This window comes from Kaistia sp. MMO-174 (genome assembly GCF_037147815.1).
In the GTDB taxonomy this organism is placed as follows: domain Bacteria; phylum Pseudomonadota; class Alphaproteobacteria; order Rhizobiales; family Kaistiaceae; genus Kaistia; species Kaistia nematophila.
In genome coordinates this window covers 305370-325905 of record NZ_JBBCUO010000002.1, presented here as the reverse complement: position 1 = coordinate 325905, position 20536 = coordinate 305370, and the positions used below count along the sequence as shown (strand labels likewise).

At 65.6% G+C, this 20536-nt stretch carries 19 protein-coding genes and 1 pseudogene; 10 read left to right on the top strand and 10 right to left on the bottom strand.

Annotation, left to right across the window (positions count from 1 at the left end):
• Window positions 1-63: 63 nt before the first annotated feature.
• Window positions 64-618 carry a 2,4'-dihydroxyacetophenone dioxygenase family protein gene (locus WFK98_RS07480; protein ID WP_266337391.1) on the bottom strand — a complete coding sequence of 185 codons (555 nt, stop codon included), beginning with the start codon at window positions 616-618 and terminating at the stop codon, window positions 64-66.
• A gap of 17 nt (window positions 619-635) precedes the next feature.
• Window positions 636-1337, bottom strand: a complete 702-nt coding sequence (locus WFK98_RS07475) for an SDR family NAD(P)-dependent oxidoreductase (RefSeq protein ID WP_336799798.1) — start codon at window positions 1335-1337, stop codon at window positions 636-638.
• A 95-nt stretch (window positions 1338-1432) separates the two neighbouring features.
• On the opposite strand from WFK98_RS07475, the gene WFK98_RS07470 reads away from it, so the two are divergent.
• The 4 genes from WFK98_RS07470 (at window position 1433) to WFK98_RS07455 (ending at window position 6098) form a co-directional block, all read left to right on the top strand.
• Window positions 1433-2164 carry a GntR family transcriptional regulator gene (locus WFK98_RS07470; protein WP_336799797.1) on the top strand — a complete coding sequence of 244 codons (732 nt, stop codon included), beginning with the start codon at window positions 1433-1435 and terminating at the stop codon, window positions 2162-2164.
• Window positions 2165-2195: 31 nt separating this feature from the next.
• Window positions 2196-3083: an NAD-dependent epimerase/dehydratase family protein gene (locus WFK98_RS07465; protein WP_336799796.1), complete on the top strand. Its 888-nt coding sequence runs from the start codon at window positions 2196-2198 to the stop codon at window positions 3081-3083.
• Between the two features lie 239 nt (window positions 3084-3322).
• Window positions 3323-4585, top strand: a complete 1263-nt coding sequence (locus WFK98_RS07460) for a Glu/Leu/Phe/Val family dehydrogenase (protein ID WP_336800313.1) — start codon at window positions 3323-3325, stop codon at window positions 4583-4585.
• 421 nt (window positions 4586-5006) lie between these two features.
• Window positions 5007-6098, top strand: a complete 1092-nt coding sequence (locus tag WFK98_RS07455) for a hypothetical protein (RefSeq protein ID WP_336799795.1) — start codon at window positions 5007-5009, stop codon at window positions 6096-6098.
• A 69-nt stretch (window positions 6099-6167) separates the two neighbouring features.
• On the opposite strand, the pseudogene WFK98_RS07450 reads toward WFK98_RS07455, so the two are convergent.
• The 3 genes and pseudogenes from WFK98_RS07450 to WFK98_RS07440 form a co-directional block, all read right to left on the bottom strand.
• A pseudogene (locus WFK98_RS07450) lies at window positions 6168-6512 on the bottom strand (CrcB family protein); the annotation flags it as partial.
• A gap of 12 nt (window positions 6513-6524) precedes the next feature.
• Window positions 6525-6914 (bottom strand): fluoride efflux transporter CrcB, encoded by a 390-nt coding sequence (gene crcB / locus WFK98_RS07445; RefSeq protein WP_336799793.1) that lies wholly within the window; start codon window positions 6912-6914, stop codon window positions 6525-6527.
• 29 nt (window positions 6915-6943) lie between these two features.
• Window positions 6944-8017: an FUSC family protein gene (locus WFK98_RS07440; RefSeq protein ID WP_336799792.1), complete on the bottom strand. Its 1074-nt coding sequence runs from the start codon at window positions 8015-8017 to the stop codon at window positions 6944-6946.
• A gap of 170 nt (window positions 8018-8187) precedes the next feature.
• On the opposite strand from WFK98_RS07440, the gene WFK98_RS07435 reads away from it, so the two are divergent.
• The gene (locus WFK98_RS07435; RefSeq protein WP_336799791.1) at window positions 8188-8451 is read left to right on the top strand and encodes a hypothetical protein; all 264 of its coding nucleotides are present in this window, start codon (window positions 8188-8190) and stop codon (window positions 8449-8451) included.
• Window positions 8452-8455: 4 nt separating this feature from the next.
• Here the strand turns inward: WFK98_RS07435 and WFK98_RS07430 are convergent, their stop codons facing one another.
• From WFK98_RS07430 to WFK98_RS07410, 5 genes are all read right to left on the bottom strand, one after another.
• Entirely contained in the window at window positions 8456-9460 is a 1005-nt protein-coding gene (locus tag WFK98_RS07430) for a LacI family DNA-binding transcriptional regulator (RefSeq protein WP_336799790.1), read from the bottom strand.
• A 92-nt stretch (window positions 9461-9552) separates the two neighbouring features.
• Window positions 9553-10341, bottom strand: coding sequence for an SDR family NAD(P)-dependent oxidoreductase (locus WFK98_RS07425; RefSeq protein ID WP_336799789.1), 789 nt, complete (start codon window positions 10339-10341; stop codon window positions 9553-9555).
• Between the two features lie 52 nt (window positions 10342-10393).
• On the bottom strand, window positions 10394-11419 hold the full coding sequence (locus WFK98_RS07420; RefSeq protein WP_336799788.1) for an ABC transporter permease: 1026 nt from the start codon (window positions 11417-11419) through the stop codon (window positions 10394-10396).
• Between the two features lie 12 nt (window positions 11420-11431).
• Window positions 11432-12952 (bottom strand): sugar ABC transporter ATP-binding protein, encoded by a 1521-nt coding sequence (locus WFK98_RS07415; RefSeq protein WP_336799787.1) that lies wholly within the window; start codon window positions 12950-12952, stop codon window positions 11432-11434.
• Between the two features lie 145 nt (window positions 12953-13097).
• Entirely contained in the window at window positions 13098-14135 is a 1038-nt protein-coding gene (locus WFK98_RS07410; protein WP_266340139.1) for a sugar ABC transporter substrate-binding protein, read from the bottom strand.
• 482 nt (window positions 14136-14617) lie between these two features.
• On the opposite strand from WFK98_RS07410, the gene WFK98_RS07405 reads away from it, so the two are divergent.
• The 5 genes from WFK98_RS07405 (at window position 14618) to WFK98_RS07385 (ending at window position 20520) form a co-directional block, all read left to right on the top strand.
• The gene (locus WFK98_RS07405; RefSeq protein ID WP_266340138.1) at window positions 14618-15586 is read left to right on the top strand and encodes a sugar-binding protein; all 969 of its coding nucleotides are present in this window, start codon (window positions 14618-14620) and stop codon (window positions 15584-15586) included.
• A 98-nt stretch (window positions 15587-15684) separates the two neighbouring features.
• Complete coding sequence (locus WFK98_RS07400) at window positions 15685-17211, top strand: sugar ABC transporter ATP-binding protein (RefSeq protein ID WP_336800312.1); 1527 nt, start codon at window positions 15685-15687, stop codon at window positions 17209-17211.
• Window positions 17204-18208, top strand: a complete 1005-nt coding sequence (locus WFK98_RS07395) for an ABC transporter permease (protein WP_266340137.1) — start codon at window positions 17204-17206, stop codon at window positions 18206-18208. The genes WFK98_RS07400 and WFK98_RS07395 overlap by 8 nt, the downstream gene beginning before the upstream one ends.
• Before the next feature lie 391 nt (window positions 18209-18599).
• A complete protein-coding gene (locus tag WFK98_RS07390) occupies window positions 18600-19307 on the top strand; it encodes a FadR/GntR family transcriptional regulator (protein WP_336799786.1) in 708 nt (235 codons plus the stop codon).
• 7 nt (window positions 19308-19314) lie between these two features.
• The gene (locus WFK98_RS07385) at window positions 19315-20520 is read left to right on the top strand and encodes a mandelate racemase/muconate lactonizing enzyme family protein (RefSeq protein WP_336799785.1); all 1206 of its coding nucleotides are present in this window, start codon (window positions 19315-19317) and stop codon (window positions 20518-20520) included.
• Window positions 20521-20536 lie beyond the last annotated feature (16 nt).

Here is a 20536-nt window from a genome sequence, read left to right as displayed (position 1 = left end):
CCCTCACCCGCCGGCCTGCGGCCGTGGACCTATCCTCAGAGAGAGGTGAAGACACCACCTTCCCTATCGGATGAACTGGTCGATATAGCCCTCGCCGAGGCCAATCTCGGTATAGTGCTTGCGGCAGAGGTCGATCTTGGTGAAGACGTCCTCATAGCCCTGCACGGCGCCGTCGGGATCGACATAGATCATCGCGCCATTGACCTGGAACAGCGTGATCATCTCGGTCACATGCGGCTCGACGACGAGCGTGTGGGTCTCGCCCGGCGCCTCGTAGACGTAGGAGCCTTCCTCCGCCGTCCAGTCGTGCTCCAGATAGTGCCAGCTGCCCTTCAGCACCCAGCCATGCACCGGCTGCGGATGGCGGTGGCGCGACAGCACGCCGGACTTGCGCACGCGCAGCAGGTTCATCCAGTAGCCGCGGCTCGCCGAAAGGCAGAGCGGGCGGAACCAGACATTTTCCTGCTGCGGCACCCAGAGCCGCTCATCCGTCGGGATCGCGTTGGGGATGACGATCTCAGGGAAGGATTCCTTCGGCTGCGGGTGCCGATAAGGAATGCGCTTCGTGTCCGGATCGGTTTCAAGGCCGGCATGGTTGACCGTGGTGTTGTCGCTCATTGTCTCACTCTTTCATCTCAAACCGAGGCATAGCCGCCGTCGACAGGCACGATGGCGCCGGTCATGAAGCGGGCGGCGTCGGAGCACAGGAAGGCGACGACGTCGCCGATATCGCGGGGGTCGCCCCAGCGTTTCATGGGCGTGCGGCCGAGAATGCCGGCGGAGCGGACGGGATCCTCGACGATGCCGCGCGTCACCTCGGTCGCGACCCAGCCGGGCGCCACCGCGTTGACGCGGATGCCCTCTTCCGCCCAGGCGACGCCCAGCGCCTTGGTCAGCTGCGCGACGCCACCCTTGGAGGCGGTGTAGCCGGGGACCAGCGGGCCGCCGAAGGTCGACAGCATCGACGCCGTGTTGACGATCGCGCCGCCCTGCTTCGCCAGCAATGGCCGCGCCCCGACGCACATCCGCATCGTGCCGGTCAGGTTGACGTCGATCACCTTCTGGAACACGTCGATGTCGTATTCCTTGCCCCGGAAGATCACGCCCGCGCAGTTCACGAGCGCGTCCAACTGCTCGAAGCGCGCCAGAACGGCATCGACCGACGCCTGGTCGGTGACGTCGAGGACGACGGCAGCGAGGCCGTCGCGCGCCGGCACGGCCGCAACCTCCGCCTCGCTCACGCCTGTGACGGTGACGGCATAGCCGGCGGCAAGCAGCGCCTCGGCGACGCCGAAGCCGATCCCGCGCGCGCCGCCGGTAACAAGTGCCTGTTTCAAGATCGAGTCCCTAGACTGGAAGACGGATGAGTTGATCGGTAAAATTTCAGATGTTACATGTCAAGCCAACATCCACTCTGCGACACAGGCTCGACTTGCCCCGCGAAAAATCCTTCTCCGATCCTGACGCGGCACCGGCCGGTATCGGCTTCGAGCCGTTGCGGCACGCCGATCTCGGCGAACAGACCTATGCGGCGATCCGCCGGCGCATCCTCCGACGCGAGTTGGAAACCGGCCAGCAGATCCCGATCGACATCGTCGCCGCCGAGCTCGGCGTCAGCCGCACCCCTGTGCTCGACGCGATGAAGCGGCTCGCCGCTGAGGGGCTGGTCGAGATCCGGGCCCGGCGCGGCTGCTATGTCCGGGCGCTGACGAACGACGATGTCAGCGAGATCTTCGGGGTGCGCGAGGCGATCGAACTGCATGGCGTCCGCGTCGCGATCCGCGAGGGTCGACACGCCGCCCTCGCCGACGCGCTGGCGACCGCCTGCGAGGCGATGGAGGCGGCTACCGCCGGCGACGTCTATGTCGACTACGACCTGTTCACCGAATGGGACCGCGCTTTCCACCGCGCCATCGTGACCGCGAGCCACAATCGCCGGCTGGAGGAGCTCTACGGCAACCTCCATGTGCATCTGCACATCATGCGCGTGCACTATTTCCGCGAGCTAGAAGCGGCTATCCGTATCAAGGCCGATCACCGCGCCATCCTGGACGCCGTCCGCGCCGGCGACCTCTCCGCGGCGGAAGCGGCGATGTCGGCGCATATTTTCGTCACGCGGGATCGCATCGTCGCCAACCTGGCGCAGGATGGCGGCCGCCTCTAGCCGTCCCTCGCCCTCGAACCGGATCCTCGCCATGCGCATTGCCATCACCGGCGGTAACGGAAACCTCGCCCGCAAGCTGATCACCGGCCTCGGGGCCGAGCCTTGGTGCAGCGCGCTCGTGGCGCTCGACCGGCGTTTCGATCCAATCGAGCCGCCGGCGCATTCAGATCTCGCCTGCGTCGAGGCGGACCTGCGCCAGCCGGACGACAGTCGCTGGCTCGATACGGTCGCCTCGGTCGATGCCGTCGTCCACCTCGCGGCGCAAAATCCCTATCCGGAAGCGGACTGGACCGACTCGGCCGCCTCCCTCGACATGACCGCGCTGCTGCTGCGCGCCGCCGGCCGGGCGGGCGCCGGCCGGTTCGTCTTCGCCAGCTCCAACCACGTCATGGGCGGCTACAAGGACACCGAGATCGCGACGACTCCGGGCTCGCTCACCGAGGCGCTGCCGCCGCTCCCGGGCACGCGCTGGCGCAACGACGCCGGCAGCAATGACAGCACGCCCTATGCCGTCGCCAAGTTGATGGGCGAGCGGCTCTGCTGTTCGCTGGCCGAGCGCGGCGGGCTGACGGCGGTGGCGCTACGGATCGGCTGGTGCCAGCCTGGCGAAAACCACCCCTCGACCATCTCGGCATCCGGCACGCCGAACAGCCGGCTCGACGCGCTCGACGACGCGGCCCGGCACGACCTCGCCTGGTTCCGCGGCATGTGGCTCTCCAACCGTGACCTCGTCGCCGTCTTTGCCGCGGCACTACGTGCCAGCGCGGCGGGATGGCCGGCGCCCGGCATTGTCGTCAATGCAGTATCGAACAATGCCGGCATGGCCTGGAATCTGACGAAGGCGGCCGACTGGCTGGGCTTCGCGCCGACTGACGATGCCGCTGAACGGCTGAACGACTCAATGCCGATGTTGCCCTGATTCTAGGCAGGCAAGTCGTTCGGGAAACCCTGCATTCCCCGACGTCGGCAACGGTGCAGGAAAATTAGGGCAATTCGTAATCGGTATGACTTACGTATAGGCAGGATGCTGCACAAAAAATGCAATAACTGCTCTAATCTGCATCACATTTTGTTGCCCTCCGCTTTCCGAGGGGTCATAACCGCCGCCATAACCCACGCGGGAAAATCATGACCACCAACCAGCGGAGCTATGCCGGGATGACCGACGCCACCATGCTCGACCAGGCCTTGACGCGCCTTGACGACGCAGCTGCCCATCTCAATCTGGACGGCGATGTCCTGGAGAAGCTCAAGTACCCGCGCGAGACCACCAAGGTGCGGCTGATGATCCGCATGGATGATGGCTCGCGGAAGTCCTTCATGGCCTGGCGCTGCCGCTATGACGACACGCGCGGCCCGACCAAGGGCGGCATCCGCTTCCATCCGGAATCGACCATCGAGGAAGTCGAGACGCTCGCCTTCTGGATGACGATGAAGTGCGCCGTGATGAACCTGCCCTATGGCGGCGGCAAGGGCGCGGTCCGCGTCGATCCGCATGCGCTGTCGAAGGCGGAGCTGGAGCGCCTGTCGCGCGCCTACATGCAGGCCTTCTCGAAGATCGTCGGCCCCGACCGCGACATCCCGGCGCCCGACGTCTACACCAACTCGATGATCATGGGCTGGATGGCGGACGAATACGCCTCGATCGTCGGCGAATCGACCCCGGCCGTCATCACCGGCAAGCCGATCGCGCTCGGCGGTTCGCTCGGCCGCGATGACGCCACCGCGCGCGGCGGCTATTACCTCGTCCGCAACCTCGCTTCCGAGCTGGGCCTGACGCCCGGCGCCCGCGTGGCGATCCAGGGCTTCGGCAATGCCGGCCAGCACATCGCCAGCCTGCTCGCCGCAGACGGCTACAAGATCGTCGCCGTCTCCGACTCGCGCGGCGCGATCCACAAGGACGCCGGCCTCGACGTCGCCAAGCTGCTCGCCTCCAAGAAGAACGGCTCGGTCGTCTCGCTGGCCGGTTCGGAGGGAATCCAGGCGATCAACGCCGACGAGATCACCGCCGTCGACTGCGAGATCCTGGTGCCGGCCGCGCTCGAAGACCTGATCCACAAGGACAATGCCGCCGCCATCAAGGCGCGCGTCATCCTCGAGCTCGCCAACGGCCCCATCACCCCGGAAGCCGACGTCATCCTGGCCGAGAAGAATGTCGTCGTCCTCCCCGACATCCTCGCGAATGCCGGCGGCGTCACCGTCTCCTATTTCGAATGGGTGCAGAACCGCCAGGGCTTCTACTGGACCGCCGACGAGGTTCGTTCGCGCCTGCAGGAGACCATGGATCGCGAGGGCCGCGCCGTTTGGAGCCTGGCGCAGCAGCGTGGCATCACCGTTCGCAGCGCGGCCTATGTGCATGCGCTCTCGCGCGTCGCCGGCGCCATCGAAGCGCACGGCACGCAGAGCTTCTTCGCGAGCTGATCCGGCGATCGGGACCCTCTCGCCGGCTGGCGGAAGCGGCCCGGCGCCACGCCGTCGCAGCCATTGGGTGAGCAGGCAGGATCGAGATCGAGGGGCCTGTAATCCCTTGCTCGAACGAGAACAGGGCGGCCGCGCTCCGAGCGCGGCCGCCCATTCATTTTCAAGAATGCGGCAAAGGCCCACCCAGGCGGATCGAACGGGCGGCGCTCGTCATCCTCATGCCTTCCGCATGGGTTGCATCGACCGCAGCCCCTTGACCTTGCCGTGTCGACGCGCAAGCTGTCTGGGTCGACCAGACCGCGCCCATAGGGACGATGCTGGCCGGCACACGTCGAGACGCGGCACGCGCTCGTCCATCTGTTTCCTCCCGTGCTGTCGTCCCCGGATCCCGGCCTGTAACGACACGCATGGAAAGATGCAGATGGATATCGTGCTTCATATTGCTGCCGTCCTGATCGGCATCGCCGCCGTCGTCCTCTACTTCCGCTCGATCGTCAGGGTGGTCCTGATCAATCGGCGCGAGCGCGACTTCATCGAGCACGGCGCCCGCTTCTGCGCTGTCTGGATCATCCACACGCTCGCCCGGCCGCAGAAGGACTACAACGAAACCCAGCGGCTGCAGGCCTGGATCATGCCGCTCTTCCTGTTCCTGGCGATCGCTTCCTGGTTCCTGCTCGTCCAGACCGGATTCACGCTGATCCTGTGGGGGCTCGGGACCGAGCCGCGCTGGGGCTACGCCTTCACGGCGAGCGGCTCCGCCCTCAGCACGCTCGGCTTCAAGACGCCGCCGACGCTCACCGGCGAACTGCTGGCCGTGTTCGAGGCGGCGATCGGGCTGGCCGTCGTCATCCTGCTGTTCACCTTCGTGCCGGGCTACCAGGCCGCCATCCAGATCCGCGAACGCAAGGTCGGCTGGCTCTATGCTCGCACCGGCCGGCGCCCGACCACCGCCAGCCTGATCGAATCCCTGCAGCGCAGCGGCCAGATCGAGCATCACAGCGCCGTCTGGGAGGATTGGGAGCAATGGTTTCGCGGCCTGCTCGAAACGCATTCGATCTCGCCGATCCTCGCCTATGTGCCGGCGATCTATCGCGGCACCAGCTGGGTCGGCGCCGCCGCCGCCGTGCTCGACGCCACCTCGCTCCTGACCGCCTGCCTGGACGAGAAGCACACGGAATCGGCTCGCATCTGCCGCGAGATCGGCTGCCACGCGCTGAAGAGCCTCGCCATCGAGCTCAATCCGCGCATTCCGGCCGACGCCTGGACGCACAGGAGCGTCGATCCGAAGCTGATCGAGAACTTCGACCAGCTCTATGCCCGGCTCGGCGAGATCGGACTGCCGACGAAGTCCGACAAGGACGAATGCCGCAAGGCCTTCATCGCGCTGCGCGCGGACTACGAGACCAGCGTCCGGCTGCTTGCCCAATCGACCCTGATGCCGATCGAGGAACCGTGGGTCCTGCCGCACTCGCACCAGAGCGAGCCCGCCAACGCGACGCCTACCCTCGCCTGAGCCAGGCCGGCGGGCCAGTCGCCGGCCCTACGCGGCCGCCCCGCCCTGCCCGAGCCTGAGCCCGAGGCGCACGGCGCCATAGCCGAGCGCCAGGCTGACCAGCAGATAGAGGATCGCCACGGCGGCCGCGGATACCGAGGCCGACATCAGCACGAACGAGCCGTAGACGAAGCTGGAGAAGGTCGACAGGCCACCCATGATGCCGGTCCCGACCATGGTGTTGACGTCGTCGCTGACGGCGCGGCGCTTATGCAGACCCGTGACGAGGCCGAGAAGGAAGGCCGCGACGACATTGGCGACCAGGATCGCCATCGGGAAGCCGTCGGAAAGGTTGGGCACGCCGAGCATCAGGAACTCGCGCGCCATGGCGCCGATGGCGCCTCCGACGAAGACGAGTATGACGAGATTGATCATGATCCGCTCCCCTCACCCCTGAAGCCGAGCCAGCGCCGCACCCAGCGCGGCCGCGATCAGGCCAGCCGCCACCGACAGCAGCAGATAGCCGAAGGCCGTGGTTCGCTTTCCCGCATCATCGAGTTTCGCCGCGTCGAGTTGCATGCTGCTGAAGGTCGTGTAGCCGCCGAGGATGCCGGTCAGCACACCCGCGTTCAGGACCGTGCCGAAACGGTCGCGCCAGTCGACCGAGAAGAGCACCGACAGATAGCCGATGACGAAGGCGCCGCTGACGTTGATCAGGAAGGTCGCGAGCGGAAAACCGCCGTGGTAGCGCTCCCCGACCACCCGCCCGATCCACCAGCGCAGCAGCGATCCGGCGCCGCCGCCGAGCCCCACCCACATGATATCCAAAGGCCGCATCGCCCCACTCCTCGCCTTTTCGGGCCCCTCTAGGGGCCGGCGGCCGCATCCGCCATATCGGATACGCAGCCGGCCACGTTCGCAATCGAATGCCGCACCTGCTCCAGCGCGAAGGACAGGTTGTTGAGATAGGCGACCGCCGAGGCGTCCATGGCGGAATCGCCGCCCATAAGATTCTGGGCCGTGTCCTGGAACGCGGCGAACGACCGATCGAGCGCGTCCATCCCCGATGGCGCAGCGCGGGCGATCAGGCTCTGGCCAAGCCCTGTCAGCGCCATCCGCACCGCAGCGGTCACCTCGGCCAGCGGCCCGCCCAGCGCGTCGGCGACAGAGGCAGGTTTCGGCAGGCGCGACATCCGGAACATGAAGGAGGACGAGGTGCGCAGGTCGCGCAGGCCATGCCGCAGCCGTTCGGGGTCGACCACACCGCGCGAGATGTGGCTCGCCCGCTCTTCCGCGACCTCCTTGGTCAAGGTATCGAACGAGCGGAATGCCTTGTCGATCGCTGCGTCGGCCTCGCCGATGCGGCCGTCACGGGCCTCGTCCGTGCCGCTGCGGTCGATGCCGAAGAGCGTGGCGAGGCGCGACAGGATCTCGGCCGCCTCGGTCCGCATCCAGCTATCCGAGCGGCCCGGCGCCACTGTCATCGAGACCAGTACGCCGATCGCGCAGCCGACAAGGATCTCGATCATCCGGTGCGTGGCGGAGATCGTCACGGCGACGTGCGACGGCGCGCTGACGAGCAGGATCGCCGCGGTCAGCGGCGCGACGCGCAGATTGACATGCCGCACCGCCATCATGCCGAGCACGCCGAGGGCGAGCGCCAGGCCGAGAAAAGCGCCGACCGGCGTCGCCGGCATCACCATGGCAACGGCGAAGCCGACGAGACCGCCGACCAGCGTGCCGATGACGCGGCTCGCCGCCGCCTGCAGCGAGGCGCCGATGCGGTTCTGCACGATGATGACGGCCGAGATCACTGCCCAGTAGCCCTGCGGCAGCGCCAGGAAATCGGCGATGAGCAGCGTCAGCCCGCCGGCCGCGGCCGTCCGCAGGCCGGCCTGCCAGATTTCACGGTCCGGGTGCATCCAGTTCGAGAGATTCATGGCCCCAGTGAGAATCGCAATCTTCCAACAACCAGCGCGAAATCAAACCATCGCGCTGCACGGAATGCTAGAGAAGCAGTTCCTGTGTCCCCGCATGATCCCGAGCCGGAGTGTGCTAGTGTCGGTGGGGACGCGGAATGCTGCAACCACGCCCGCCGAGGAACGGAACGATGAAGCTTGCGATGCTCGCGGCCCTGGCCGTCGTCATGGTGCCGGTATCGGCCAGCGCCACCATGCTGGAGCGCCAGACCGGGCGAGCGATCCGCAATGCCGGCCATTGGTGCGGCCACGTCAGCTACATGACCGTCGACACCAAGGTCTCGACGCCGAAGCGACGCGTCGTCCTCGTCACCTGCGACGACGGCACGCGCTACGAGCAGTACAGCCTCGTGCTCAGCGCCGACAACAAGATAAGCTCGATCGAGAAAAAGTAGGGCGTCAGGCCGTCTCGCCGATGATGATCTCGTAGCCGGTGTCGCGGATCGTCGGCGTGCCGGGATGCGCCGGGCTTTCCAGGATCATCTCGGCCGCGATCTGGCCGATCAGGAAGCGGTGCGAACGGATGGTCGATAGCGGCTGTGGCAGCGCCTGGCCGATATCGAGACCGTTGAAGCCGAACAGCGCCAGATCCTCACGCGGGCGGATGCCGGCAGCGAAGCAGTGGAACACGCCGCCGACCGCCATGTCGTCATTGGAGAAGACGACAACATCGAGGTCGCGATGCTCGGCCAGCAGGCGGGCGAGCAGGTCTCGGCCGTCTTGGGTCGAGCTCGGCCCGTCCGAGGCCGCCTCGCCAACCAGCGACAGGCCGACCGCCTGAAGTCCCTCACGAAACCCCTCATAGCGGCGGGCGGCGCGTTCGTCGCGCTTTCGGTCATGGCCGACATAGCCGAAGCGGCGATAGCCCCGCTGGAACAGATGCAGCGCCGAATCATAGCCCGCCTGGCGATGCGACATGCCGACGGCGATATCGAGCGGCATCGCGTCGATATCCATCAGTTCGGCAATGCGCACGCCCGAGCGCTTCAGCATCGCTACCGTGTAGTCCGTATGGTGCAGGCCGGAGACGATCATGGCCGCCGGCTGCCAGGAGAGCAGCGAGGCGACCAGCGCCTCTTCCGTGTCCATGTCGTAGTCGGTGACTCCGACCACGGGCTGGTAGCCAGACGAGGCGAGCGAGGCATGAATGCCGCGCAACACATCCGGGAACACGATGTTGGACAGCGACGGGAGCACCACCCCGATCAGGTTGGAGCCGGCCGAAGCCAGTGTTCCAGCGACCCGATTCGGCACATAGCCCATCTGACGAACGACCGCGAGCACACGCTCGCGCGTCTTCTCGGCGACCGACGCCTTGTTGCGCAGCACGCGCGAGACGGTGATCTCGCTTACTTCCGCGCGCTGCGCCACATCGGCCAGGGTATAGGAGTTCTTCACGTTCATAGAGACGACGCCATCCGGGTAAGGGACGCCCGACCATGCCGGACGCGGCTCCTTATCACGGATCGCCGCGCCTGAACCCACTCCCGCGCGACTTACGTCCAGCCACCATCCGCGACATAGCTCTGGTTGGTGCAGGCGCCGGACTCATCGGAAGCGAAGAACATGATCACGCGGGCGATGTCGGCCGGATAGATCTTCCGCTTCAGGCATTGCCGCGTGAAGATCGCCTGCTCTACTTCTGGCGTGACCCATAGATCGAGCTGGCGCTGCGTCATGATCCAGCCGGGCAGAACGCAATTGACGCGAATGTTGTGCGGCCCGAGTTCGCGCGCCAGGCCGCGGGTCAGGCCGATGACGCCCGACTTCGCGGCGAGATAGGGAGTGAGTCCCTCGACGCCGGCGATATAGGCGAAGGAACCGACATTCACGATCGAGCCGCCGCCGAGCTCGGCCATGTCCTTATAGACGGCCTGGGCGCAGAAGAACTGGTGCTTCAGGTTCACCGCCTGGCGCGAATCCCAGAATTCCGGCGTGATCTCGTCGATGGTGGCGCGCTGGTCATGCGCGGCGTTGTTGACCAGCATGGCGATCGGCCCGAGCTTGGCGCGGATCACCTCAATCGCAGCGCGCGTCGCGTCGATGTCGGTCAGGTCCGCCTTCTCGAACACGACCGTGTGGCCTTCGGCCTCCAGTTCCGCGACCAGCGCCCGCGACGGTTCCTCGATGATGTCGATGAAGCCGACCTTCGAGCCCTGGCGGGCGAACTGGCGGACGATTTCCTCGCCGATGCCGCTGCCGCCGCCGGTGATCAGCACGACGCTGTCCACCAGGCTCGGATAGGCGGCGCCATAGCGCGGCCGGTAGGATGACTCTGACGTCAACGCTTCTGTCCTTTCGTCATTCTGCGTCTTGTGGAAGTGCCAGCCGTCCTCATCAGCCCTCCGCGCGCTCGACGCTGCGGATGTTCTGCACGTAGACGTTGACGATGAGGGCGGCGAGCAGGATCAGGCCACGGATCAGGATCTTCAGGAAGCTGTCGATCTGGATGTGGTCGAGGCCGTTGTTGAGCACGCCGAGGACGCAGAGGCCGACGATCGTGTTACCGATGCCGCCGCGTCCGCCGAACAGGCTGGTGCCGCCGACAACGACCGCCGCGATGGCGTCGAGCAGGTAGCCGTCGAACTCGTTCTGCTGGGCGCTGCCAAAATGGGCAACGCCGACCATGCCGGCGATGCCGGAGCAGACGGCGCAGATCACCAGCGCCGCGCCGAGGATAAGCTTCACGTTGACGCCGGAATACTCGGCCGCCTCGCGATTGCCGCCCACCATGTAGATGTAGCGGCCGAAGCGCGTGTAGGTCAGCGTCACATGGCCGACGACCAGGAAGGCGAGCAGTACCAGCGCGATGGTCGGGAAGCCGCCGACATTGCCGGAGCCGAGCGTCGAGACGATGTCCGGAACGTTGTAGGCGATCTGGCCGCGCACCAGCAGCGCCGAGATGCCGGCGCCGATCTGCATCATAGCGAGCGTCATGATAAACGACGGAATGCCGATGAATGTGGTGCCGAAGGCGTTGACCAGGCCGAGGCCGGCGCAGGTCGCCAAAGCCAGAGCCACCGCCAGCCAGCCGGCGACTGGAATATTGGCGATGTTCACATAGCTTTCCTGCAACGTGAAATACGCCACCACGATGCCGGTCGCATTGGCGATCGAGGCCACCGACAGATCGATCTCACCGCAGAGGATCACGAAGGTCAGCCCCACCGCCATGATGCCCGTCACCGAGATCTGGGTGAGGATGTTCGAGGCGTTGTCGATCGTCGCGAAGGACGGGCTGGCGATGCTGAAGAAGATCAGCAGCAGGATCAGCGTCGCGAAGGGGGCGATGTTGCGCATCTGGCTGCGCAGGAACAGGCTCGACTTCGAGGCGCGCGCCGTGCTGGTTTGCTGGAACGTCATGTCAAATCCTTCTCAGGCCGCTTCCAGCAGCCGATCCTTGCTGATCGTCTCGTTGGCAAATTCGCGGACAATGCGTCCCTTCTTCATGACGAGGACGCGATCGGCGAGCGACAGAACCGTCTCCGGCTCGGCCGAGACGACGATGACGGCGAGCCCCTCGTCGCGCAGCGCCCGCACAATCTTCACGACATCGTCCTTGGCGCCGACATCCATGCCGCGCGTCGGCTCGCTGAGCACCAGCACCTTCGGGCGGTGGGTCAGCCACTTGGCGAGCGCCACCTTCTGCTGGTTGCCGCCCGAAAGGGCTCCGAGCGCCACCTCGGCGCGCGGCGGCCGGATATGCAGGCTCTCGACATGCTTGTGCGCGATCGACCGCTCGATCGTCGGCTTCAGCCAGAGTCGCGAGATGCGGCCCAGGATGCTGATCGAGACGTTCTTGTAGACCGGCTGCTCGTAGAACAGCATCGAGCGCCGGTTCTCGGGTACGAAGGCAATTCCGGCCTCGCGCGCCTGCGTCGTGTTGCGCAGGCGGCGCTTTCGTCCATCGATCGCCAGTGTGCCGGTATCGGCCTTGAGCTTGCCGAAGAGGGTCCGCGCCAGTTCAATCTGGCCGCAGCCCATGAAACCGTAGATGCCGAGGATCTCGCCGGCCTTCACGTCGAAGGTGACGTCGGTATAGGCGCGGCCATAACCGAGATGCTCGGCGGCGAGCACGACCGGCTGGCCGGGCTTCGACGCCAGGGTGATCGCGCCTGTGTAGCTCTCCTCCAGGTCTTCGTGACCGGAGCCGATCATGCGCTCGATCAGCCAGCCCTTGTCGATGCCCTCGACAGAATGGGTGACGATCAGCCGGCCGTTGCGGAAGACCGTGACCGTGTCGGAGATCGAGAGAATGTCGTCGAGGAAATGCGAGATGAAGACGATGCTGCGGCCGCTGGCGCGGACGCCCTTCAGCACCTCGAACAGAAGCTGCACTTCCGGCGGCGACAGCGCCGAGGTCGGCTCGTCGAGGATGATGATGCGCGCACCGGAGAAGATCACGCGCGCCAGCTCGATCAGCTGCTGCAGCCCGATCGGCAGGTCGCCCATGCGCGTCTTCGGATCGACGTCTATGCCGAGGCTTTTCAGCTGCTCGTGCGCGCCCGACATCATGGTGCGCCAGTCGATGATGCCGGCGCCCGTCACCGGCTGCTTGCCGAGATAGACATTCTCGCCGACCGTCAGGTCCGGCATGATGCTCAATTCCTGGTGCACCATGCCGATGCCGGCGGCGAGCGCGTCACGGGCGGAGCGGAAATGCACTTCCCTCCCGTCGATCAGCATCTTGCCTTCGTAATCTGTATGAACGCCGGCGATGATCTTCATCATCGTCGACTTGCCGGCGCCGTTTTCGCCGACGAGGCCGTGAATTTCGCCGGAGCGCAGCGTGAAATCGACTTCGCGCAACGCCGTGACGCCGCCGAAGGATTTGGAGATGCCCTGCATCTGCAGGCGCGGCGTTTCGCGGCTCGGATCAAGCGGATCGGTCGTCATCAGTTTCACCGGTTCGACGGCAGGAAACGGTCTCATGACGACGGTGACGGCCGGATCAGCCCGGCCGCCATCGCCTGTCAGGGAACCGTCGCGGCCCCTTCCGACGAACCGAACTCGTCCGGAAGAGACCGCTCATGCGGATGGATCAGATCAGGAAGTGGTTCTGCATCCACTGCATGCCGGCAGCATTGTCCTTGGTGACGACGGGACCATCGGTGACGACATTCTTCGGAATGCCCTCGCCCGTCTTCTCGCCGCTGACGACAGCGGCGACGCCGGCGACGATGGCGCCGCCATGGATACGGGAGGACGGGTTGCGGACGGTCGCGTACATGCGGCCATCGGCGACAGCGGCGATCGCCGGGGGCATGGCGTCGACGCCGCCGATCAGGATGTCGGTGCGGCCGCGCGACTTCATGACGTTGTAGGCGGCGAGCGCCATGTCGTCATTGTGGAAGAAGGCCGCGTCGATCTGCGGGTACTTCGTCAGATAGGTGTCCCACAGGCGAGAAGCCTTGGTGACGTCCCAATCGGCCGGCTGGTCGTCGAGCACTTCCATGCCGGGATTGTTGGCGATCACCGACTTGAAGCCGGCGGCGCGACCCTGGGCGCCGGTATGGCCGAGCGCGCCCTGCGTCATAATGATCTTGCCCTTGCCGCCGAGCTTGGAGACGAGAGCCTGGGTCACCGCGGCGCCCATGAACTCGTTGTTCGGGGCGAGGAAGGTGTGGACGTTGATCTTCTCCAACGGGGCGATCAGCGTGTCCATGTCGATGACCGGAATGCCGGCGTCGATCATCTTCTGCACCGGCTGGATCAACGTGCCGATGCCGAAGGCCTGAATCGCGACAAAGTCCCACTTCTGCGAAGCCATGTTGTCGATGGCGGCGCGCTGCTTGACCGCGTCGAGCTGGCCGTCGAACCAGGTGACCTCGACGTTGAAGAGCTTGCCCCAGTGCTCGGCAGCCTGCTTGCCCTGGGCGCACCAGGTCGCCTGCAGGCCGGCATTGGAGAAGGCCGCCTTCAGCGGCTTCTCGGAACGCCCGGTCGCGGCGGCCATCTCCTGCGCCATCGCGGGGCTGATGCCGAGGCCGCCCAGCATGGCGGCGGCGCTGCCGGCGGCGGTGACGCCGGCGGTGCGGAAAAAGTCACGGCGCGACTTGGAATGCTTGTCTTCAGACATCTATTCCCTCCCTCCCTGCTCGTCGAAGCGCGAGCTTGAGGGAGCAATCATGACAGCGCTGTCAAAATAGTCAACGCGCTCCCGCCGATAATGTTTTGCCGACGATTTACGCTTGACGGCCCTATTCGTCGCACAATAGCGTAGGGGAGGCCGCGTATAGGAACCTTGAATTTAAACAAGGTGTTACGCCTGGATTGAGGAACATCTGAACGGAAAGCTCCCCACAGGAGTTCTCCGCAAGAGATATACTGTCTATAGAGAGTTTTCCGAGCTGGAGGGCTCCGTCCATGGACGGAGGAGCGAGGAAGCCAACCTCCTATATCCAGTACATCCCGGCATGCAGATCGAGAAAACATCGATCCGCGCGACACGAAGGACCGAGGATCCGTTCGCGTTCGGCAAAGGATGTATTCAGGCGGTATCGCCTGCTTATTTCCCACATTCAAAAAACATACTGAAACTAACATAGGGCGAGGAAACAAATGCACATCTTCAACAGACGTACCCTGATCATCGCATCGTCGGCCATCGCGATGGCGCTGAGCGCGACCAGCCCGTCCTTCGCGGCGGACAAGAAGACGCTCGCCTTCGTGGTGAACGTCCCGGCCGACTTCTGGACGATCGCGCGCGCCGGCACCAACAAGGCCCAGGCCGAGCTGCCGAACTACAACATCGAGTTCTACATCCCCGGCGAAATGTCGGCCGCGGCCCAGAAGAAGATCCTCGAGGACCTGCTCGCCCGCGGCGTCGCCGGCGTCGCCATCAGCCCGGTCAACCCGGACGATTCGACCGCCATCCTCAACGAGGTCGCCTCGAAGGCCGTGCTCATCACCCATGACGCCGACGCGCCGAAGTCGAACCGCCTGATGTATGTCGGCACCGACAACGTCGCCGCCGGCCGCCAGGCAGGCGAACTGATGAAGAAGGCTCTGCCGAACGGCGGCAAGGCGATGCTGTTCGTGGGTACGATGGATGCGGCCAATGCCCGCGAGCGCAGCCAGGGCATCAAGGAAGCTATCGCCGGCACCAATATCGAGATCATCGACATCCGCACCGATGGCGGCGACCAGGCCAAGGCCAAGGCGAATGTCGAGGACACGCTGACCAAGTACCCGGACATCGACCTTCTGGTCGGCCTGTGGGCCTACAACACCCCGCAGATCTACAACGCGGTGAAGGCACTGGGTAAGGCCGGTTCGGTCAAGATCGTCGGCTTCGACGAAGACCAGCAGACCCTCAAGGGCGTCGCCGAAGGCGTGATCGACGGCACCGTCGTCCAGCAGCCCTACGAGTTCGGCTACCAGTCGATGATCAACATGGCGAAGATCATCGAGGGCGACAAGTCGGTCATCCCCGAGAACAAGCTGCAGATCGTCCCGACGCAGATCATCGACAAGTCCAACGTCAAGGAATTTGGCGAAAACCTGAAGAAGGTCCTGGCCGCCAAGTAACAGCCCGATCGCGTGCGTGTCCCGGGCCGCTCGGTCCGGGACACGTCTGGTCTCCATGCGACCCGGGCTGCCGCCCGGACGATCCTCTCGCGGGCATGATGACAGAGAAAATTCTAGAACTACGGGCCATCACCAAGACCTATCCGGGCGTGACCGCCCTCAACGGCGTCGACCTCATGGTCAATCGCGGCGAGGTGCTCGGCCTGATTGGCGAGAACGGCGCCGGCAAGTCGACGCTGATGAAGATTCTCGGCGGGGTGGTCGCCCCGAGCGCGGGATCGATCTGGATCGACGGCGTCGAACACACGGCGCTGACGGTGAACAGCTCGACCGGCGCCGGCATCGCCTTCGTCCACCAGGAACTCAACCTTTTCGAGAATCTCGACGTCGCGGGCAATGTCCTGATCGGGCGCGAGCCACGTTTCGGCGGCCCGTTGAAGCTGATCGACCAGAAGGCGCTCCGGGCGCGGGTGCAGCCCCTGCTCGACCGTCTGGGCGTCGATTTCAACGCCCGTGCGCTGGTCGAGGACCTTTCGATCGCGCAGCGCCAGATGGTCGAGATCGCCAAGGCGCTCTCCTATGACGCGCGCGTCATCATCATGGACGAGCCGACCTCTTCCCTCACCCTGACAGAGACGGAGCGGCTGCTCGAGGTGATCGGCGAGCTGCGCCAGTCCGGCGTCAGCGTCATCTACATCTCGCACCGGCTTTCCGAGGTCATGGCCTGCGCCGACCGCGTCGTCGTGCTGCGCGACGGCCAGCGCGTCGGCGCGCTCGACCGGGAGCAGATCACGCATGATGCGATGATCCGGCTGATGATCGGCCGATCGCTGAAATCGCTCTATGTGCCGCCGAAGAGCCCGCCCCGCGACAGCGGCCTGATCGTCGAGGATCTCGTCACCACCGCGTTTTCCAACACCAAGGTGTCGTTCAAGATCCGCCGCGGCGAGATCGTCGGCCTGGCGGGCCTCGTCGGCTGCGGCCGCACCGAAGTGGCGCAGGCGATCTTTGGCGTCGATCCGGCGCTCGGCGGCCGCATCACGATAGACGGCAAGCCGGTGAAGCTCGGCGACGTCCAGTCGGCGATCGCGAACGGCATCTATCTGGCGCCGGAGGACCGCAAGCGCTCCGGCCTCGTGCTCGACCTGCCGATCGCCGAGAACATCACGCTTGCGAGCCTGCCGCGCTATGCGCGGATGACGCTGGTCGACACGGCGGAGGAGCACAAGGTCGCCGAAGAGCAGGGCCGCAAGCTCAAGATCAAGGCGCCCAATGTCGACACGATCGCTCTCACGCTTTCCGGCGGCAACCAGCAGAAGATCGTGCTCGGCAAATGGATGTCGATGCAGCCCAATGTCGTGATCTTCGACGAACCGACGCGCGGCATCGACGTCGGCGCCAAGAGCGAGATCTACGCGCTGATGCGCGAACTCGCCGACGCCGGCGTCGCCATCCTCATGATCTCGAGCGACATGGAGGAAGTGCTGGGCGTCAGCGACCGCATGATCGTCATGCATGAGGGCCACGTCTCCGGCCATCTCGAACGTAACCAATTCTCCGAACACAACGTGCTGACGCTTGCCGTCGGCGGGACGATCCAACAGGAAGCCATCCAACATGCTTAGGAAAGAACTCGGTCTCTTCCTGCTGATCATCGTCATCGGCGCGATCACCGCGGTGCTCAACCCGCAGTTCATCTCGCAGATCAACCTGACCAACCTCGCCAACCAGATCGGCCTGTTCGGCCTGTTCGCGATCGGCGTCGGCATCGTCATCATCACCGGCGGCATCGAATTGTCGGTCGGCTCGATGCTGGCGCTGCTCGGCATCATCTTCCTCGACCTGCTGGTCAATCACGAGATCGGCTGGCCGCTCGCCCTGCTGATCACGGTCGGCGGCGGCGTCATCCTCGGCACCATCCACGGCCTGCTGGTGACGCAGCTCCGGCTGCAGCCCTTCGTCGTCACCCTCTGCGGCCTGCTGATCTACCGCGGCCTGGCGCGCTACTACACCGCCGATTCGACCGCCGGCTTCGGCTATGGCAGCGGCTACGAGACGCTCGAATGGCTGGTGTCCGGCCGCGTCGGCGTGGTGCCGAACGCCTTCATCTTCTTCGTCGCCGTCTGCCTGGTCATGTCGGTGGTGCTGCACAAGTCGGTGTTCGGCCGCTATCTCTTCGCGGTCGGCAAGAACGAGGAAGCGGCGCGCTTCTCCGGCATTCCGACCAAGCTCGTCGTCACCGCCGCCTATTCGATCGCGGGCCTCCTGACCGGCCTGTCGGCGATCTTCTTCGTGTTCTACACGCAGTCGGTCTCGCCCTCGGCGCACGGCAATTTCTACGAGCTCTACGCGGTCGCGGCGGCCGTGCTGGGCGGCTGTTCGCTGCGCGGCGGCGAAGGCTCGATCCTCGGCATCTTCCTCGGCACGGTGCTGCTGCAGGTGCTGCAGAACCTCGTCAACATGCTCGGCATCCCGAGTTCGCTGAACTACACCGTCATGGGCGCAGTGATCATGCTCGGCGTCATCGCCGACCGTGAACTGCAACGCCGCCGCATGCACAAGATCATGATCGAGAGCGCGGCCGCCCGCGCCACCGGCAAGGCAGCCGCCACGGCCGGCTAACAGACCCAACTCCGACGAACTGAATTCGGGGCCCGGAACAGACGTTCCGGGCCCCGAATTCGTTTGCGCGCCAGAACGGCCCATGGCCGGAAGACCATATCGGACGGCACGAGACAGCCCCCTCGCCGGCCCTACGCCTGATCCGACCACGCCTCCTCAGCCCGACCTCGCCCGCTGCTGGCTGGCCGAACGCCCGCGGTGCAGCGGCGCCGTCATCGCCAGGCGTTGCCTGCGCGGGGCCTTCCCCCTCGATCGCCCCGACGCCACGCCGCCGCACGCCACTCGGCGGGGACCCGACGCGACGCGCAGGTCAGCGGCACTTGACAGACATGATTCCGGATTCTAATCACAGGTCATGTGTAACCTGTCATACAGGTAAGGGAGTTTCGGCATGCAGCCTGATCGAGTGAACGGCGGAGGACTGGTCGGCGACGCCATCGGCGCCATCACCCGCCACATCCGCGAAAACGACCTCATGCCGGGGGACAAGCTGCCGTCGGAAGCGACGCTGTCGAAGGAGCTCAACGTTTCCCGCACCGTCGTGCGCGAGGCGTTCCGCTCCCTCGCGGCGATGCGGATCATCGAGCTCGCCACCGGCAAGCGCGCCACCATCTCGCCGATCGACCATGGCGCGATGTCGCTGATCATCGAGCACGGCGTGCACACCGATCAGATCAACGTGCAGCAGATCTACGACGTGCGCCGGACCATCGAGACGCGCATCGTCACCCTCGCCTCGATCCGCCGCAGCGACGCCGAGGCGGCCGAGATCCTGGCAGAGGCGGCGGCGATGCGCGCCTCGATCCACGATCCCGACCGGTTGATGGAGCACGACCTCGCCTTCCACCGCGCGCTCGCGCGGGCGTCGAAGAACCCGGTCTTCGCGCTGATCGTCGGCGCGTTCCAGGGCATCGCCCGCCAGACCTGGCCGATCGGCTGGAAGAGCCGCACGAGCCAGGAAGCGCGCGACGCGATGATCGCGACCCACGAGGAGATCGCCAGCGCCGTCGCGGCCGGCGATCCGCAGAAGGCCGTCTCCGCCATGGCCGTCCATTTTGATGAAAGCGTGCGCGCCCTCCTGTCGGCCGGACTGTCCTGAGGATCCCATGAAAATCACTGCCATCGAGACGGTTCGGATCGCCGAACGGCCCAACCTGCTGTGGGTGCAGGTGCATACCGACGAAGGCCTCACCGGTCTCGGCGAGACTTTCTTCGGCGCCGCGACGGTCGAGGCGCACCTGCATGAATACGTCGCCCCGCGCGTCATCGGCCGCGATCCGCTGGAGATCGACAAGCTGTCCGGCGATCTCGTCGGCTATCTCGGCTTCCGGTCGTCCGGCGCCGAGGTGCGCGGCAATTCCGCCTTCGACATCGCGCTCTGGGATCTGTTCGGCAAGGCGGTGAACCAGCCGATCGCCCAGTTGCTCGGCGGCTTCACCCGGCGCGAGATCCGCACCTACAACACCTGCGCCGGCACCGAATACATCAAGAAGGCCACCGGCCAGACGACGGGCAACTACGACCTCGGCGGCGGCCACAAGGACTATGACGACCTGAACGGCTTCCTGCATCGGGCCGATGAGCTGGCGCACTCCCTGCTCGACGACGGCATCACGGCCATGAAGATCTGGCCGTTCGACATCGCCGCCGAGAAGTCGCGCGGGCAATACATCTCGCCGGAAGACCTGAAGAAGGCGCTGGTGCCGTTCGAGAAGATCCGCAACGCCGTCGGCGACCGGATGGAAATCATGGTCGAGTTCCATTCGATGTGGCAGCTGCTGCCGGCGATGCAGATCGCCAGGGCGCTGGAGCCGTTCGGCACCTTCTGGCACGAAGACCCGATCAAAATGGACAGCCTGTCGAGCCTGTCGCGCTACGCCGCCGTCTCGCATGCGCCGATTTCGGCCTCCGAGACGCTCGGTTCGCGCTGGGGTTTTCGCGATCTGCTGGAAACCGGGGCGGCCGGCATCGTCATGCTCGACCTGAGCTGGTGCGGCGGCCTGTCCGAGGCGCGCAAGATCGCCTCAATGGCGGAGGCCTGGCACCTGCCGGTCGCGCCGCATGACTGCACCGGGCCGGTCGTCCTCTGCGCTTCGACGCATCTGTCGCTGAACGCGCCGAACGCGCTGGTCCAGGAAAGCGTCCGCGCCTTCTACCGCACCTGGTACCGCGACCTCGTCACCGCACTGCCCGAGGTGAAGGACGGCATGATCACCGTGCCGCCGGGACCGGGCCTCGGCATGGAACTGCACCCCGATCTGGAGCGGGCCTACACCGTCACCCGCCAGATCACGGACGCGACGTCTCTCTAGAATTTCAACGCTCGGG